Here is a 15,164-nt window from a genome sequence, read left to right on the forward strand (position 1 = left end):
TAGGAACAATTGTACAATTTTAATATAAAATAAATAGGAGGTAATTATGGCATACGTAATAGACGAAAATACATGCATTAGCTGTGGAACATGTGCAGGAGAATGTCCAGTAGACGCAATCTCAGCTGGAGATGATGCATACGTAATCGACGCTGATACTTGCATTGATTGTGGAACATGTGCTTCTGTTTGTCCAGTAGACGCAATCGATCCAGAATAAAAATAATACATACAACTTAGACATATTATTATAAATAAAAGATGTTAGCCTTAGCTAGCATCTTTTTTATTTTATAGAATAAAAATAATTATAGACTGATTAGCTTCATAATAAAAAACCCTTGCAAAGTATACTTGCAAGGGATAAGTTGGAGCTTCAAACAGGATACAGGTGTACTCTTAAAATCAACATTCTTTAGATTTGTGTTGCCAACGAGTTACCAGTAGGCCCTTTTTTATTCAATTTTTCTTACTTCTCCAGTAATAAATTCTAGGTAGTCTTTTAAATAATTATCGGTAGTTGTTTTTAAATCTTCGTGACCTAATAAATTCATTAATGCTATATTATCTATACCAAAATTATGTGCCATAGTTGTAAATGTAGAGCGACAAGATTTTGGAACATAGATTGGGAGATTTAATTCTTCCAATGTAGCATAATAATCTTCATAGAATGTTGTCTCTGATACTCTTTGTCCATTCTTTTCATAAATATACCCAGTTTGACTATTGTCGGCAAATTCCCTTAAATATCGCTCTATTTTAGGGTGTATAGGTACTACTCTTTCTTTACCTTTCTTTGTTTTAATTCCAAAGTTTTCAATTAGCATCTTGTCAAAGTCTATTGATTTAACTCTTAGGCCTCTAAATTCTCCAGGGCGCATACCTGTATATATCATAATTAGGATATACTTTAAAAATGGTAGTTCTTCTGCATTATCAAGCATTCTTTGCACCTCATTTAATGTGAATACTTGTTTTTCAGGTATTGATTCTCGGCCGTCAACTTCTAGAAAGTCTCCTAAATTCTTTTTTACTAAATCGTGTTTTATTGCCTCGTTATAAATACGTTTAATTACTATTTTTAATCGTGTTATATATTCGGCAGTGTATTGTCTTTCTTCTCCTGCGTATACATAACCCTCGGTTACCATCTCATCGATCACGGCTTGCAAATGATATAACTTAATATCTGCTATATTTTTGTTATACAGTCTTTCAAAACGCCTGAATGAACGGTCGTAACGCTCCTGACTTTTTACTGTAATTTTTTTATAATATTTACCATTTTGCCATAATCTGTATACATCGATTAATTTTTGGTCTGAGGGCATAATACCGTCGTATTGTGCTAGTGCATCAAATGCTTCTTCATATGTTGGATAGCATCCCAGTATTTGGCGCACTACCTTTCCATTACTATCATAGTATGCTGGTAATCTAGCAAGATAAGGGGAGACCCTTTCTCTGCCTGAGGGCGTTTTACCTAATTTAGTTATAGAGCCTCTGCCATTGGGTAATTTTCTGTGTTTTTTTCTCCTAGCCATATTATCCTCCTTATGTTATAATGACACTAGATGAGGCATTATATAAAAAAGAAGTCGTTTAGAGTCTTGTCTATAGGTTTTTTATAGCACCAGCGTAAACTGGTGCTTTTTAAATATAAAAAAAAGAGGAGCTCTTTCGAACCCCTCAAGTTTAGTCACCTTTCTAGAAAAGGCTTGTCAATAATTTTAATCAGTGCTACATGCACCTTGTATTAAAATATTACTTCAAAACGAGTAAGTTGTCAAGACATTTATTTCATATAATATTTTGTTATATTATGATATATGTCATTTAAAATAGCATCTGAGACAATTATGTCATGCATAACTGAATTAGGATTTATAGGGTCTTTAACCCTCACTTTGGAAACTGTTGTTATTTGATTACAAATTGCATAACTTCCTGATTTTAAATTCTCGATTTTTTTTATGCATCTATCTGCCAGATTTATATCATTTTTAGCACTTTTAATATTTTTTTCTATCGATTTACTATTTTCTCCATATGCGTTGCTCGAGTTAATATCTGCTAAAGTTTCTTCTAATATATCAAGAGTTTTATTTGCTCTATTTTGTATTGTTTTTGCCTTTGAACGAACTAAATCATAAATCTCGGTTTTTAAATCAACATCTGTCGGATACCATTTCTTATTTTCCTTTACAGAAGATAGAGGAACTACTGTTAGTATAGGATTATCTTTTGTATCTTTCTTGTTTAAAACTATACAGTAATGCATACCGCCTTCTTCACTACCAATATTAAATCCTAAATTAACTAACACTACTGCACCTTGCTTATATACTGGTCGATATTGTGGTTTAAATGTGACCTCTTGTTTTAAAAATTGCCTATACTCATCTAACCAGCTTGTGATGAGATATGATCTTTTATAATTCCTCTCTATCTCATCATCTATATAATCTTCTAGCATATTCAAAACTTTGGATTTTTCAGTTTTGAATTCTTCTTTGTGTTTTTCATCCTTATACTTTCGCACTAATACTCCTATTCTTAAACAATCTATTACTCTCATATTATTCTCAGAGACTTTTTAAGACTCATTATTAACTATATTAAAAGAGGTCTAATTTATAATGATTAATTAATAATATTATTGGTTAATAAGTTCAGCAAATACAATATGCTCGCCTAATCCACTAACTAATTTAAAGTCCATATCTTCTTTTTCAACCTTGTATGCTAGATAGTAATCCATGCTACCTCCAACCTTAATTTTTGTAGTAATGTCGTTTTTGAATTGATCAGGAGGGGTGACGCCAGATGTACATTGGTAGATACTGTTTTTGTCTTCTTGAATTAATCTTAACTCTGTAGTTGTTAAAGTAGAAATTGTAGTTGCTTCCTTATATTTGTTAGTTACTTTTACAGGTATCAAAATGATTTTGGTTTCTGGCTCGTATTTATGAGTTGTTATAAAAGCATCGCCTGTTTGTTCATAGTCGCCTAATAAACCGTTAATATTGAAATAATTACTTTGTTCATTTGTACCCGGTTGGTCTTGTACAGATTGTGTTACAGAATTGATGACTTGTGCGTATTCTGGTATGTAATTAGGGTCATTTTCTTCACTTACTTCTTTATCGTTATCTTCTATTGATTCTATATTTTCAACTTCTTCTATTGATTCATTTTCTATTACCTCATTTTCCTGAATTGGTTGCTGAGATGATTCGTTTGCACATGATGATAATGTAAATATAAGTGCGAATGTTATTAATGTTTTTTTCATTACTAATTACTCCTTAAAATTTTGCTCTTAATTCTATAACTTTTCCTATAATCTCTACAGGAGTGCTTTCTATTTGTTCGTTACTATAAAATGTTGGTAAATAAACATCGGGGTTGGTTGCTACTAATGTAATGCCCTCGGGTGATTTTTTTACTATTTTCATCGTAGCCTCATCTCCATTTACTCTTACTATGGCAATAGAGCCTGAATCCACGTCCGATTGTTTTCTAACTATAACTACATCACCCTCATTAAAGCGAGGCTCCATTGAACGCCCTTTTAATCTTAGGCCGAAGTGATCTCCTTGTGATTTTAATCTAGGGTCTATATCCTCATAATCAATAATATCTTCATCCGCAATAAAGGGGTTACCACAAGAAACTGCTCGATACACTGGCACCTCGTAGCTATCGTTTGATTTATTTTTTACGTTTTCCGTACCTAATAAATAATTGGGGGACACGCCAAATATATCTGCCATTCTTACAAGAGTTTCAAGGTCAGGGCTTGATACTCCATTCTCCCAAGCTGAAACCGTGGTTTTTCCTACGTGCAATTTTTGTCCTAGTTCGGATTGACTGAATCCACAATCTGCACGTAAGCTTTTAAGTCTTTTTTCAAGCATTAAATTCTCCTATTAGTTAATTTATTCTATACTATAATACCCTAAGGGCTAATAAAAATGGACTAAGTACACGAAGATTATACAAAAATTTAAATAAAGACTTGACAGTCCATAATAAATGGACTATAATGTATATAGGATATGAGAGAGGGGGAATATTTATAAGAATTGTAAAAACAGAAGTATTAAAAAAAACAAGATTACAAAAGAATTTAACTGGAGAAGATATGGCAAAATTATTAGGCTATAAGAGCAAACAATCTTATTACAACATTGAAAAAGGTTCAGTTAATCCTAGTGCAAAAATAATGAATGAAATATCCGAAATTTTTAATAAACCAGTACAATATTTTTTTAATCTAAAAGTACATTAAAAATGAACTTATAAATAATACAGTACAACTAGAAAGGACTAATAATATTTAGTAAATAGGAGGATAGATGCCAATAAAAGTTAGAAATGGAGATTTTATTGATAATTTAAAATTAGCTAGCGATGAATTAGATAAAAGCGAGCAGGAATTAAGAGTTTTAGCTCAGCAGGGCAAATTAACATTTGCTACTGCGATAAGAAATGAAAAAGATAGCGGTTGGAAATATTACACGGATGTGCAATGGCTAAAAAAAGTTAAAGCGGGCGAGGCGCCAAAATTTAGAGCATAAAGGAGATTTAGAAATGACATTAAAATTATTTACATTTGGTAAAGCAAATAAAAAAGAAAATGAAAAACAAAATCAAAGAGAAAAAGCAATAGCTGAGAGAATTAGAAAAAATCAAATCCAAGCTGAGCGCAAAGAAAGAATGAGAAAGATTTGCGAAGTTAGAAAATATTGCTTTGGAGAATAAAAAAAGCCCAATAGACTGAGGGGTCTAAAGGGCAAACAAAAATAATTTACATTATAATTATACCACAAAAAGAAAAGGATTAACAGATGAATATTTACGATAGTCAGGAGTTTATATCAAATATCAAAACTCTAGATGATGAACATTTGATGAGCTTAAGGGTTTGGATTGATAGTAAGAAAAATGAAAAAGATAAAGAAGACAAGATTTTATATATAGATTTGGAAATAGAGCGAAGATTAAAAGTGAGGAAATATTATGCAAATCAAATTTAGAAGAGCGATTTATCAAGAGTACGAATTAGAAATACCTTTGCAGGATTTAGAACTGAAATATCAAGGGAATGAGGAGGAAGCGATACTAAATAATTTACACAAATCATACAAGGTTGATGAAGAGGTGGAAATTAGAGATATACATCGCGGGTCATTAGATGATAACGACATTAATTGGCAATATTTTGAAATGGTAGAACGCAATGCTTTATATGAGGCGGAATTAGATGCATATAACGAGGCTATAAGGATATGATTATATATTTTAAAGAAAAAGTAGAAAAGGATTGTGCGGTTGAAATACCAATCGAATACCTAGAGGATTATGAAACATTAGAGGATGCTGTAAAGCATTTTAGAAGAGATAAAAGCAATTTTGAATTATACCATGAATTTTCTGAAAATATAACGATTGACAATGTAGTTGAAACTGATTGGGATTTTACAGAAGCATAAAAAAATTAAGGAGAATTTATTATGAATTTATACGAAATTACAGAAGCATATATGGCGCTTGATAATTTAGAGCCTAGCGAGGATATAAAACATTACCTAGAGGGCATTAGTGATGAATATGACCAAAAAATCGAGAATATAACATACGTTATTAAAAACAATGAGGGAGATATAGATGCATTAGCCAAGGAAATAAAAAGGCTTACAGATAAACGTAAGGCTTTAGAAAATAAAAATAAATATTTAAAAGATTATATGTTTGATAGCATGAAAATTATAGGAAAGGATAAGGTTAAGGCTGGTACGTTTGACCTTAGAATACAAAAAAATCCGAGATCTGTAAATATTATTGATGCCGATTTAATCAATGAAGAATATTTTAGAGTAAAAACTGAAATTGATAAATCAAAAATAAAAAAAGCGCTTGAAGAGGGATTGATAATCGAGGGTGCGGAATTGGTACAAACTGAGGGCTTAAGGATTAGATAATGGAAAAATTGAACGTACAAGCAAAATTAAACAGAATACAAACCGAATTAAAAGCACCTAAGGGGCAACGTAATGCATTTGGAAAATACAATTATAGAAGTTGTGAAGATATATTAGAGGCCTTAAAGCCATTATTAGATAAATACGAAGCTACTATAAATCTATCTGACAATATTATGCAAATCGGAGATAGATATTATGTGCAGGTTACGGCAAAACTTACAGATATAAAATCGGGTGAAACTGTAATGTCAACGGCATTTGCTAGAGAAGATGAAAGTAAAAAAGGAATGGACGCCTCACAATTGACTGGGGCGACTAGCTCCTATGCACGTAAATACGCCCTAAATGGATTGTTAGCGATTGATGATACAAAAGATAGCGACTTCCTAAATAATGGCGCTAATCATCAAAATAATGATTATAAAGGCAATTCAAATACTAGGAAAGGTAAATCAACTGTAACCCTCGATATGGCAAAGGATATTGAGGTAACGGGCGGAGAATATAAAGGCAAAACATTATGGCAGGTAGCAAATGAAGATATAGCGGTAATAGAAGAATGGCACAGATCAGCAAAAGGAGATAGGGAAGAGGCCTTGAGGCTGATATTAGATGAGATAAAAAAATAACCTAAAGGGGGTTATATGTCAAAATTCAGAAAAATTTATTCAAGTTTTTGGGAGGATGCAACCGTAGTAGAAGAATTTAGCGCGGAGGATAGATATTTTTATATTTATCTTCTAACCAATCCTTTTACAACGCAAATAGGTATTTACGAAATAACAAAAAGATACATTGCATTTCAAATAGGGCATAGCATTGAGTCGGTAGAGAATTTATTAGATAGATTTGAGCATCAATACGATTTAATTAAATACAATAAAGAAACTAATGAAATAGCTATAAAAAATTGGGGAAAATACAATCTTACAAGTGGTGGTAAACCTATGGAAGATTGTGTTACATCAGAATTGATGAATGTTAAAGATTTAAATCTAATTGAGTATGTCGCGAAATCTATACCTAATGATAATCTAAAATTGTTATTCTTTCAATATTTAGACGACCCGACTACGAGTGGTATACGAGACGTACTACGAGACGTACCACGAAACGGGGGGAAGAATAAGAATAAGAATAAGAATAAGAATAAGAATAAGAATAATACTGATACTATTACTAATAATAATACTAATACTAATACTACTTATACGCCTACCGATACGGCAGACGATTCGGTAGAAGATGATGAAATCAATACTTCCATTAATAATCACGATAGGGATAGCGATACGGTAACGAGTCGTGGTCGTAACGATGAAGATAGTGAAAAAGATATAGACAATATAAGCAATCAAATAATACCTGCAGATAAAATAATAAATAAATGGAATGCCTTAGATAATAATATACCAAAATTACAAACCATTAATTCTGGTACACAAAGATATAACCTACTAAAGGCTAGAATTAATCAATATGGGGAGGAAACGGTAATAGAGGCAATAGATAGTATTAATCAATCAAATTTTTTAAAGGGTTATGTATCGGATTTTAAAGTTACATTTGATTGGTTTATAAAGCCTAATAATTTTATAAAGGTATTAGAGGGCAATTACTTGGATAGGGATACCCGTAATAGATATGACCGAAGTCGAGATGACTTTATGAAAGGGCTATCGGTTTAATCAATATGGAAAAAATATCTAATACCATAGAAAAGGTAATGAGATCTAAGGGAATTGTATATGATGATGAAAGGGCAAATAAAGAATTACTACGTAGAGAAGCGGAATTACAAAAAATAATTGATGAGGCAAGTATAGCTTATTACAAACGCAAGGGTGGTCTTAAATATTCTGGTATGCCTTTAAAATATAGGGATATGAAGTTATCGGATTTAATCAATACAAAAGAGAATGGGCAGATGATAAAATCGATGGCGTATTATATAAAGAATTTTAAGCAAATGACAAAGGGCGTTGGTATTGTTGGAGAAATGGGGGTAGGAAAAACAACCTTAATTGCTGTAACTTGTAAGGAAATAGTTGAAAGATATGAAAAAACTTTATATTTTGCGAGCGAGGCCACGATATTAAATGAGATTAAAAACGCGATTGATGATACCTCATTCGATACGCCTGAGGATATAATTAGAAGAATTGCTGGTAATGATTTAGTTGTAATCGATGAATTTGGGTCTACTACAAATCAATGGGAAATATTGCAAATAAAAAATGTAATTGATGCGGTGTTAAACAATAATAACAAATTATTTATAACATCAAATTACAATACCGAAGAATTGTTAAATAGGTGGAAAGACGGAAATACGAATAAAACGCCTAGACAAATTAGAGATAGAATGGAGGAGGCTATGAATATGTATGCCTTATCTGGAGAAAGTTTTAGAAGAAAGGATAAGTGAAATTGCGACCTAGTGCAATATTTAAAGAATATGAGGAGATTGAAAATGATGTAAGTATATCGTTTAGCGGTGTACTTCATCAAAAATATGTATATATACCAAAAAGTCAGTTGGCGTTTAGTATATCGGGCAATAAGGAGTGTATAAAATATAGGATTAATCGTAGTGATCAAAATGTTAGTGGCATAATAATTAAATTAAGTCCTGAATACACAAATAATGAATTGAATAAGGAAAAGAGATGAATGAAAGATACGAAATATTTAAAAAATTGAATGAAGAAAGTCTAGAATTGTACAAGGCTAAAAATGCTGATTATGGTAATAGTTTTTCAAAATCATATAAGGAATTTGGTTTGACCGCTCCTATTATTCGTATGAGTGATAAGCTAGAAAGATTAAAGACATTATCTAAACAAGATGCAAAGGTAAAAGATGAAAGTATTAAAGATACCCTTATAGATTTATCAAATTATGCATTTATGACAGTTATAGAAATGGAATGCGAGTCTAATGATTTTATTTTTAGCCCTTTAACTGATTATGAGAAAACTCTAATAAATCTTAATAGAAAGGGCATGGAATATAAGCTAAATGAAGAATACACAGAGGGGAGAAAGCTTAATATATGAAGACTAAGGAATTTATTGAAAGAGTTGAGGATTTGGGGTTTGAAGCAGAAATTTATAGCAGTGGAATTTACGTAAAGGACAGTGATGGAGATTGTGTGACATCGGTAGGCTCGAAATGTGAATATATGGTTGATTGTTCCTGGACTGGGTTTATGTTTGTAGGCGCAACTAAACGCAAATCTTTGCTTGAACTTGCTTTCGCATACGCATCGACCCCAATCAAAGGACGTCAGGAAGAGAAGAAGTACTACTTAAGACACAGATACTTAAACAAATATACTCAAGATAATTACCTGAATTGGGATTTAACACTATTACCAACACACTCTATATTCTTAGATGATTACAAAGAAGATGCGGATACACAAACCCAATTTACAAAATCGGAAATAGAAAAGTTAAAAATGGACTTTGATGTAAATCTTGACGAATTTGATGAAGAGAAGGTGGAGTAATGGGATTTTGGAAAGAATATAAGACAGATAGCGGATTAGCTGAAAGATTAGTTGGAAGAAAAATTATTGAATGGGAGGAAGACTATTTAAAGCTAGATGACGGCTCGATTGTAACAATTGAAATGACAGAATACGAATGTTGTGCAAGTGCGGGCGGAGAATTTACAGATATTACATTAGAAGCTGTTATAACTGATATAAGATTTGGAGTGCCTGAAGAAGAAGTTGATGAGGATTGGTATAGCGAAACAGAAGCAAAGCGTGAGGTTGTATTTATTCATAATTACAATCAAATAGGTAAAGCTAATATGTGGGCAAACAATGGCAACGGTAATTATTATTACTCAGTTTGTGCTTTTAAAATTAACGATATATATTATGCTCCGCTTGGTAGTCGCGGGGAGACTTTGGATTGAGGTGGAGGAATGAATAAAAAAGACATAGCTACGCTAGCTGCAATGATGATAGCAAGGATTGTAAAGGAATTTAATTTTGGTTTAGAGGTGCACAAAGATGGTAGTTTAGTATTTGTTGATGTAAATACTGGAGATAGATACAAGATTAGTGGAAAGGAATTTCAGAATTTATACGATGAAATTGAGGTGGAGGAATGAGTAAACCTAATATTTTACAAACTTTTAATTTAGCTGGAGTGTCAATTTTATTGATGACACAATTAGAATTAAAATATTTATTTATAACAATTGGCTATGCCATATTGTTATATGTTATAAGCGGCTTTATCAGTGATAAAATAAAAGATTATTTTTTGTAGAGGTGGAGGGATGAGAACAGAAGTGATTTTTATAATATGTTATATAGTTTACAATTTGTTTTGTTACTTAGTTTCTAAGGCTTGGGCAGAAGAAGTTCTTAAAGAATATGAGCATATGGAGTTTGAGGAATGAGATACTACGTCTATGGAACTAAGAAACAATGGAAGAAATATGGCGACCACCCTGAAGGATACTTAAGTGAAGGTAATCCTTTATATAAAAATATCATTGCACTGATGAAAGCTGCGGAATATAAATACAAGGCCTATTTAAAAATAGGGATTATAAATGACTTTAAATATACTTTAATATACGAAGATAGAAAAAGTGATGAGGATATAGAGAAATTTGAATTAACTTATATAGGGATAATTAGGTATTTTCCTGAAAATGAGGGAACTCTCCCGTCTTTAGGATTAGAAATAAGCAAGGATTTAAAAGCTGATACGATACAATTAGAGCTTACTGATATAGAGTGTAGAAACCTACTAAGATGTTTTAGAGATTATAAAATCCATGCAAGCAAATCTGTTTATTTTGAAAGGGTATGTTTGGGAGATCATAGAATGATAGATGATACATTGTTTAAAATAGATGAGGTGTTAGATGACAATTAATGAATTAATTAAACTTATCGAACAATGGGCAATAGATAGAGAATTAGATACAAAAGCAACGGTAATTGGACAAATTCAAAAAACTGCTGAGGAGGGTGCGGAATTACTAATAGGGATTAGTAAGGAAAATAGAGAGCTTATTAAAGACGGTATCGGAGATGTATTTGTTACATTAGTCATTGGCAATATGATTAATCGAAATCACGATTTATTAAAAATATATACGGGCGCAAATGCTTTTGTTAAACAAATAAATATTAAAGATAATAAGACTTATTATATGTCAAATGTATCAAATAGGATTTGGGATTTGTTTTTATTTGGAACGTATACTCAGAATTATTTATATGAAACTATTCAAATTTTGATTATGACCGCAAAATATTATGGATTTACATTTGAGGAGTGTGTAGAGAGCGCTTATAACGAAATCGCTAATCGCCGTGGAAAAATGATAAATGGAACATTCGTAAAAGAAAGCGAATTGAATGTTATATAAAATATTGGATTGGATAAAGAGGAAAAATAAAGAAATAGCTAAAATCATCGAGGATAAAAAAGCTATATCTAATAAAATTAGAAATAGTAAAAAAGCTATTGAATATAAAGAGCATATGGATTTAAAGCATAAAAAATATAAAAGAAAGTATGAAGAAAAGAGGGGCAAATGAATTATTTTAATTTAGTAGGTAGATTAACAAAAGATCCTGATGTAAAGCAAACGCAATCGGGTACATCGATTTGTAATTTTACCCTAGCGGTAGATAAGAATTTAGGTAAAGAAAAGAAGGCTGAGGCTGAAAGAAATAATAAGCCTACTGCAGATTTTATTAGAATACAGGCGTGGGGCAATAGAGCTGATGTATGCGGTAGATATTTAAATAAGGGTAGTCAATGCGCTGTATCGGGGAGGATACAAACTGATAATTATCAAGATGATAATGGAAATACAATATTTGCAACATACTTTATAGCTGAAAATGTTGAATTTTTAGGCGGTAATAAATCGGGAAATAATTCAAATAATCAAAATAAAATATCTGATAATGACAGCTTCTTTGATGATGATTTTGAGGAAGTTGAGGATAAGGGAAATATACCATTTTAGGAGGTAATTTGAATTTAACTTTATATGGCAGGCCGATAACAAAGAAAAATTCATCTAGGATTATTAGATGCGGTAATTATCATAAATTGATACCTAGTAAGCAATATGTGGCGTATGAGAAAGATTGTTTAAAACAAATTACTGGCAAATATAAGGAGCATATAGATTATAGGGTTAATGTAAAATGCTTATACTATATGCCCACCCGCCATAAAGTGGATTTAACAAATTTATTAAATGCTACAAATGATATATTAGTAGAGGCGGGAGTGCTGAAAGATGATAATAGCAAAATTGTAGTTTCGCATGACGGATCACGTGTTTTTTATGATAAAGAAAATCCTAGGGTTGAAATAAAAATTGAAGAAATGAAGAACTAATGCAAAACATCTTACATAGAAAGGGGCGAGATGAATAGGTATAAGTATCAACGTGATAAGAATAAAAAGTGGGAGCGCCTAACCACTATAAAAGCGAGGCTAAAAAATTATAAAAATGATTTAATTATTGCAGATGAAATTATGCAGGATATAAAAATACTTAAAGACGGGATAATAGATTTATCTAGTGGCTTAGGTAATACGGAATTGATACAGGGTGGTGGTACTAGTAAAGAGGATAGGTACTACAATGCCTTTGATGATATATTTGAACTTGAAAAAGAATTGAAGCGTATAAATTTAGATAATAGAGCATTAATTAATGCCATGAATGAATTACCCGATGATGAGGATAGGGATATTATAAAGCATTTATGGATTTTAGATGATGAAACTATGAGAAGTATAGGGCAAAAATATAATCTATCTAAATCGGGGGTACAAAGGAAAAGTGACCGAGCATTATTAGAATTGCACGAAAAATTATATATAAGAGTGCCGAATGATTTAGACCCTAAATAATGGGACAAGATTTGGGACAAAAAAGTATACCAAAAAAAATTGAAAGTACTATAATATGAATAGGAGTTAGAATTGCATTCTAAACTCCTTCCTAGTCAGATTAAAGGCAATAAATTCTCTGATGTCCATAACGCCACCCATTATGCACCTATTTATATTTGAGTACCGCGGGCGTTATGGATTTTTTTTGTCTTTTAAATAATCAAAATATTATTAGCACCTTAGGGTGCTATTTTTATGTAAAATAAGAAAGGCAATCAATGGATAATAAAGTAAATATTGTATATAAAAATATAGATGAATTAATACCATATATAAATAATCCTAGAAATAATGAAAATGCAATCGATGCTGTAGCTTCATCAATTAAAAACTTTGGTTTTAAGCAGCCTATTGTGATAGATAGTAAAAATGAGGTAGTAGCAGGGCATACACGATTATTAGCTAGCAAGAAATTAAGATTAGAAGAAGTACCTGTTATAATTGCTAGTGATCTGAGCGATGCTAAAATAAGAGCATTTAGATTAGCGGATAATAAGGTAGCGGAATTATCCGAATGGGATTATAACGTTTTAGGATTAGAGCTTGAGGAAATATCTCTGGATGATTTAGATTTTGAAATGTCAGATTTTGGATTTGAGGAAGTTTCAATTGATGAATTTGATGAGGATTTTGAGCTTGAAAATAATGATGAGCCTTTATATAAAACAATGAATTTTACTTTTTCAAATAGCCAATACGCAATTATAGATTCCGCCTTAGATTCAATAGATTTAGAAGATAGTGATATAGTTGATAATACCAATAAAAACGGAAATAAATTATATAAGTTGGTGACCGAATGGGCAGAAGCGCAAAAGATTTAATTGTAAAGGTAATACCTAGCAAAATTGCCAATCCTTTTATAAAAAAACATCATTACTCTGGTAAGGTTGTAAATAATTCAAAATTACATTTTGGCGTATTTATGGATAATAAATTACATGGGGTAATGAGTTATGGCCCGCCTTTAGATAAATCTAAGGTATTAGGATTAGTCGAAAATACGGGCTGGTCTGAAATGCTAGAACTTAATCGAATGGCGTTTGATGAGTATCTCCCAAAATATAGTGAAAGTAGGGCAATTAGTCAAAGTATAAGATTAATCAAAAAGAATGCTCCGCATATCAAATGGATATTATCATTTGCAGATGCTACTATGTGCGGTGATGGGACTATATATCGTGCTAGTAATTTTTTATTAACGGGCATAAAGCTAAATGCGAATATTGCAGAGTTACCAAACGGAGATAAAATTCATAAAATGACATTAGCCTCTAATCCTAATCAAAAACGCGATGAATTAGGCGGTAAATCTTTCTATGATGTTACAAATGGGAAATATGATTTTAATAAATATGTAGAGGCGGCTGGAGCAAAAGTTTTAGAGGGATACCAATTAAGATATATTTATTTAATTGATAAGAAAGCAAAATTAACTGTACCTATAATACCATTTAATAAAATCAAAGAATCGGGTGCGGGTATGTATAGGGGCGAGAAAAGATAGTCCCTATTATATGCGGTTATAGTTTATTAGTAAAACGCTATATATCCAATATAGAAAAGGCGGTGCGAGTCCGACCTAACCGCTCCAAAACGGCTAAAAATAGACAAAAAAAGACCTTCAAATGCTTGCTCTTATATACTTTATGATGTATACTGTGAGCAGAAAGGAGGTAGTAATGGATTTAATAGAAAAAATAATTAGCCTTATAACAGCGATAATCAGTTTAGCAGCTGCGATTATAGCGTATAAGGCTAGTAAAAAAGAGGATAAATAATTATCCTCCCCCTAATAGGGGTTACTAATATTATATTAAATTCATTAAAAAAATCAATGATAATTAGAGTGATAGCATTGATAATTGCTATAATTGCCTTAGTAATTTCTATTAAGGCATATAGCAATACAAAAAATAACAATGACAGAAAATAAAACTAGTGATGCCCAAATTAAAGCTAGTAAAAAGCGGAATACCAAAAATCCTGAGATTGTAAAAAAATCTAGATACAAATCAAGTACTAAAATTTACATTAGGGATTGGGCAGACGAAGAAGATTTGAAACAAATTGAAGAATGGATTAGGCAAAGAAGAATTAATAAATAGTAAATTAAGGCGGGAATAAAAACCCGTCTTTTTGCTTTAATATAGATTATATGTAGATGATATATAGTTTATAAATTGTTATAAAAAAGGAGGTGTGCATTAAT

General features: G+C 31.4%; 30 protein-coding genes. 26 read left to right on the plus strand and 4 right to left on the minus strand.

Going from position 1 to position 15,164, the window contains the following annotated elements; genetic code table 11:
• Positions 1-46: 46 nt before the first annotated feature.
• Positions 47-220, plus strand: coding sequence for an indolepyruvate ferredoxin oxidoreductase subunit alpha (locus ACCQ40_RS04680; RefSeq protein ID WP_262122347.1), 174 nt, complete (start codon positions 47-49; stop codon positions 218-220).
• Positions 221-455: 235 nt separating this feature from the next.
• Here ACCQ40_RS04680 and ACCQ40_RS04685 read toward each other — a convergent pair whose 3' ends face one another.
• From ACCQ40_RS04685 to ACCQ40_RS04700, 4 genes are all read right to left on the minus strand, one after another.
• Positions 456-1,547 carry a tyrosine-type recombinase/integrase gene (locus tag ACCQ40_RS04685; RefSeq protein ID WP_410032815.1) on the minus strand — a complete coding sequence of 364 codons (1,092 nt, stop codon included), beginning with the start codon at positions 1,545-1,547 and terminating at the stop codon, positions 456-458.
• 251 nt (positions 1,548-1,798) lie between these two features.
• Positions 1,799-2,545 (minus strand): type II toxin-antitoxin system PemK/MazF family toxin, encoded by a 747-nt coding sequence (locus tag ACCQ40_RS04690; RefSeq protein ID WP_410032816.1) that lies wholly within the window; start codon positions 2,543-2,545, stop codon positions 1,799-1,801.
• A 114-nt stretch (positions 2,546-2,659) separates the two neighbouring features.
• Entirely contained in the window at positions 2,660-3,298 is a 639-nt protein-coding gene (locus ACCQ40_RS04695) for a hypothetical protein (protein WP_410032817.1), read from the minus strand.
• A gap of 13 nt (positions 3,299-3,311) precedes the next feature.
• Positions 3,312-3,923 (minus strand): LexA family protein, encoded by a 612-nt coding sequence (locus tag ACCQ40_RS04700; protein ID WP_410032818.1) that lies wholly within the window; start codon positions 3,921-3,923, stop codon positions 3,312-3,314.
• Positions 3,924-4,051: 128 nt separating this feature from the next.
• Here ACCQ40_RS04700 and ACCQ40_RS04705 point away from each other — a divergent pair, with 128 nt between their 5' ends.
• The 25 genes from ACCQ40_RS04705 to ACCQ40_RS04825 all read left to right on the plus strand — a co-directional run bounded on the left by ACCQ40_RS04705 (position 4,052) and on the right by ACCQ40_RS04825 (position 15,060).
• On the plus strand, positions 4,052-4,297 hold the full coding sequence (locus ACCQ40_RS04705; protein WP_410032819.1) for a helix-turn-helix transcriptional regulator: 246 nt from the start codon (positions 4,052-4,054) through the stop codon (positions 4,295-4,297).
• Between the two features lie 67 nt (positions 4,298-4,364).
• The gene (locus ACCQ40_RS04710; RefSeq protein ID WP_410032821.1) at positions 4,365-4,586 is read left to right on the plus strand and encodes a hypothetical protein; all 222 of its coding nucleotides are present in this window, start codon (positions 4,365-4,367) and stop codon (positions 4,584-4,586) included.
• A 13-nt stretch (positions 4,587-4,599) separates the two neighbouring features.
• The gene (locus ACCQ40_RS04715; RefSeq protein ID WP_410032822.1) at positions 4,600-4,770 is read left to right on the plus strand and encodes a hypothetical protein; all 171 of its coding nucleotides are present in this window, start codon (positions 4,600-4,602) and stop codon (positions 4,768-4,770) included.
• An 86-nt stretch (positions 4,771-4,856) separates the two neighbouring features.
• Positions 4,857-5,045, plus strand: a complete 189-nt coding sequence (locus tag ACCQ40_RS04720; protein WP_410032823.1) for a hypothetical protein — start codon at positions 4,857-4,859, stop codon at positions 5,043-5,045.
• Positions 5,029-5,301: a hypothetical protein gene (locus tag ACCQ40_RS04725; RefSeq protein WP_410032824.1), complete on the plus strand. Its 273-nt coding sequence runs from the start codon at positions 5,029-5,031 to the stop codon at positions 5,299-5,301. Before ACCQ40_RS04720 ends, ACCQ40_RS04725 begins: the two co-directional genes overlap by 17 nt.
• On the plus strand, positions 5,298-5,501 hold the full coding sequence (locus ACCQ40_RS04730) for a hypothetical protein (RefSeq protein ID WP_410032825.1): 204 nt from the start codon (positions 5,298-5,300) through the stop codon (positions 5,499-5,501). Before ACCQ40_RS04725 ends, ACCQ40_RS04730 begins: the two co-directional genes overlap by 4 nt.
• 21 nt (positions 5,502-5,522) lie before the next feature.
• Complete coding sequence (locus ACCQ40_RS04735; RefSeq protein WP_410032826.1) at positions 5,523-5,990, plus strand: siphovirus Gp157 family protein; 468 nt, start codon at positions 5,523-5,525, stop codon at positions 5,988-5,990.
• A complete protein-coding gene (locus tag ACCQ40_RS04740) occupies positions 5,990-6,622 on the plus strand; it encodes an ERF family protein (protein WP_410032827.1) in 633 nt (210 codons plus the stop codon). The genes ACCQ40_RS04735 and ACCQ40_RS04740 overlap by 1 nt, the downstream gene beginning before the upstream one ends.
• Positions 6,623-6,637: 15 nt before the next feature.
• Complete coding sequence (locus ACCQ40_RS04745) at positions 6,638-7,681, plus strand: hypothetical protein (protein ID WP_410032828.1); 1,044 nt, start codon at positions 6,638-6,640, stop codon at positions 7,679-7,681.
• Between the two features lie 5 nt (positions 7,682-7,686).
• The gene (locus ACCQ40_RS04750) at positions 7,687-8,421 is read left to right on the plus strand and encodes an ATP-binding protein (protein WP_410032829.1); all 735 of its coding nucleotides are present in this window, start codon (positions 7,687-7,689) and stop codon (positions 8,419-8,421) included.
• A 241-nt stretch (positions 8,422-8,662) separates the two neighbouring features.
• A complete protein-coding gene (locus tag ACCQ40_RS04755; RefSeq protein WP_410032830.1) occupies positions 8,663-9,052 on the plus strand; it encodes a nucleotide modification associated domain-containing protein in 390 nt (129 codons plus the stop codon).
• Positions 9,049-9,507: a hypothetical protein gene (locus ACCQ40_RS04760; RefSeq protein WP_410032831.1), complete on the plus strand. Its 459-nt coding sequence runs from the start codon at positions 9,049-9,051 to the stop codon at positions 9,505-9,507. The genes ACCQ40_RS04755 and ACCQ40_RS04760 overlap by 4 nt, the downstream gene beginning before the upstream one ends.
• On the plus strand, positions 9,507-9,923 hold the full coding sequence (locus tag ACCQ40_RS04765; RefSeq protein WP_410032832.1) for a DUF7448 domain-containing protein: 417 nt from the start codon (positions 9,507-9,509) through the stop codon (positions 9,921-9,923). Before ACCQ40_RS04760 ends, ACCQ40_RS04765 begins: the two co-directional genes overlap by 1 nt.
• A 9-nt stretch (positions 9,924-9,932) precedes the next feature.
• Positions 9,933-10,121, plus strand: coding sequence for a hypothetical protein (locus ACCQ40_RS04770; protein WP_410032833.1), 189 nt, complete (start codon positions 9,933-9,935; stop codon positions 10,119-10,121).
• Positions 10,118-10,282, plus strand: a complete 165-nt coding sequence (locus ACCQ40_RS04775) for a hypothetical protein (protein ID WP_410032834.1) — start codon at positions 10,118-10,120, stop codon at positions 10,280-10,282. Before ACCQ40_RS04770 ends, ACCQ40_RS04775 begins: the two co-directional genes overlap by 4 nt.
• A gap of 10 nt (positions 10,283-10,292) precedes the next feature.
• Positions 10,293-10,415, plus strand: coding sequence for a hypothetical protein (locus ACCQ40_RS04780; protein ID WP_410032835.1), 123 nt, complete (start codon positions 10,293-10,295; stop codon positions 10,413-10,415).
• Positions 10,412-10,900, plus strand: a complete 489-nt coding sequence (locus tag ACCQ40_RS04785; RefSeq protein ID WP_410032836.1) for a hypothetical protein — start codon at positions 10,412-10,414, stop codon at positions 10,898-10,900. The genes ACCQ40_RS04780 and ACCQ40_RS04785 overlap by 4 nt, the downstream gene beginning before the upstream one ends.
• Positions 10,890-11,399, plus strand: coding sequence for a MazG-like family protein (locus tag ACCQ40_RS04790; RefSeq protein ID WP_410032837.1), 510 nt, complete (start codon positions 10,890-10,892; stop codon positions 11,397-11,399). The genes ACCQ40_RS04785 and ACCQ40_RS04790 overlap by 11 nt, the downstream gene beginning before the upstream one ends.
• Positions 11,389-11,571, plus strand: a complete 183-nt coding sequence (locus tag ACCQ40_RS04795) for a hypothetical protein (RefSeq protein WP_410032838.1) — start codon at positions 11,389-11,391, stop codon at positions 11,569-11,571. Before ACCQ40_RS04790 ends, ACCQ40_RS04795 begins: the two co-directional genes overlap by 11 nt.
• Entirely contained in the window at positions 11,568-12,008 is a 441-nt protein-coding gene (locus ACCQ40_RS04800; protein WP_410032839.1) for a single-stranded DNA-binding protein, read from the plus strand. The genes ACCQ40_RS04795 and ACCQ40_RS04800 overlap by 4 nt, the downstream gene beginning before the upstream one ends.
• Positions 12,009-12,016: 8 nt before the next feature.
• Complete coding sequence (locus tag ACCQ40_RS04805; protein WP_410032840.1) at positions 12,017-12,388, plus strand: RusA family crossover junction endodeoxyribonuclease; 372 nt, start codon at positions 12,017-12,019, stop codon at positions 12,386-12,388.
• 30 nt (positions 12,389-12,418) lie between these two features.
• The gene (locus tag ACCQ40_RS04810) at positions 12,419-12,910 is read left to right on the plus strand and encodes a hypothetical protein (protein ID WP_410032841.1); all 492 of its coding nucleotides are present in this window, start codon (positions 12,419-12,421) and stop codon (positions 12,908-12,910) included.
• Between the two features lie 260 nt (positions 12,911-13,170).
• Complete coding sequence (locus ACCQ40_RS04815; protein ID WP_410032842.1) at positions 13,171-13,776, plus strand: ParB N-terminal domain-containing protein; 606 nt, start codon at positions 13,171-13,173, stop codon at positions 13,774-13,776.
• Positions 13,752-14,459: a Mom family adenine methylcarbamoylation protein gene (locus tag ACCQ40_RS04820; protein WP_410032843.1), complete on the plus strand. Its 708-nt coding sequence runs from the start codon at positions 13,752-13,754 to the stop codon at positions 14,457-14,459. Before ACCQ40_RS04815 ends, ACCQ40_RS04820 begins: the two co-directional genes overlap by 25 nt.
• A 415-nt stretch (positions 14,460-14,874) precedes the next feature.
• Positions 14,875-15,060 carry a hypothetical protein gene (locus ACCQ40_RS04825; protein ID WP_410032844.1) on the plus strand — a complete coding sequence of 62 codons (186 nt, stop codon included), beginning with the start codon at positions 14,875-14,877 and terminating at the stop codon, positions 15,058-15,060.
• Positions 15,061-15,164 lie beyond the last annotated feature (104 nt).

Origin of the sequence: Anaerococcus cruorum, from assembly GCF_046365495.1 — a bacterium.
Lineage (GTDB): Bacteria > Bacillota > Clostridia > Tissierellales > Peptoniphilaceae > Anaerococcus > Anaerococcus cruorum.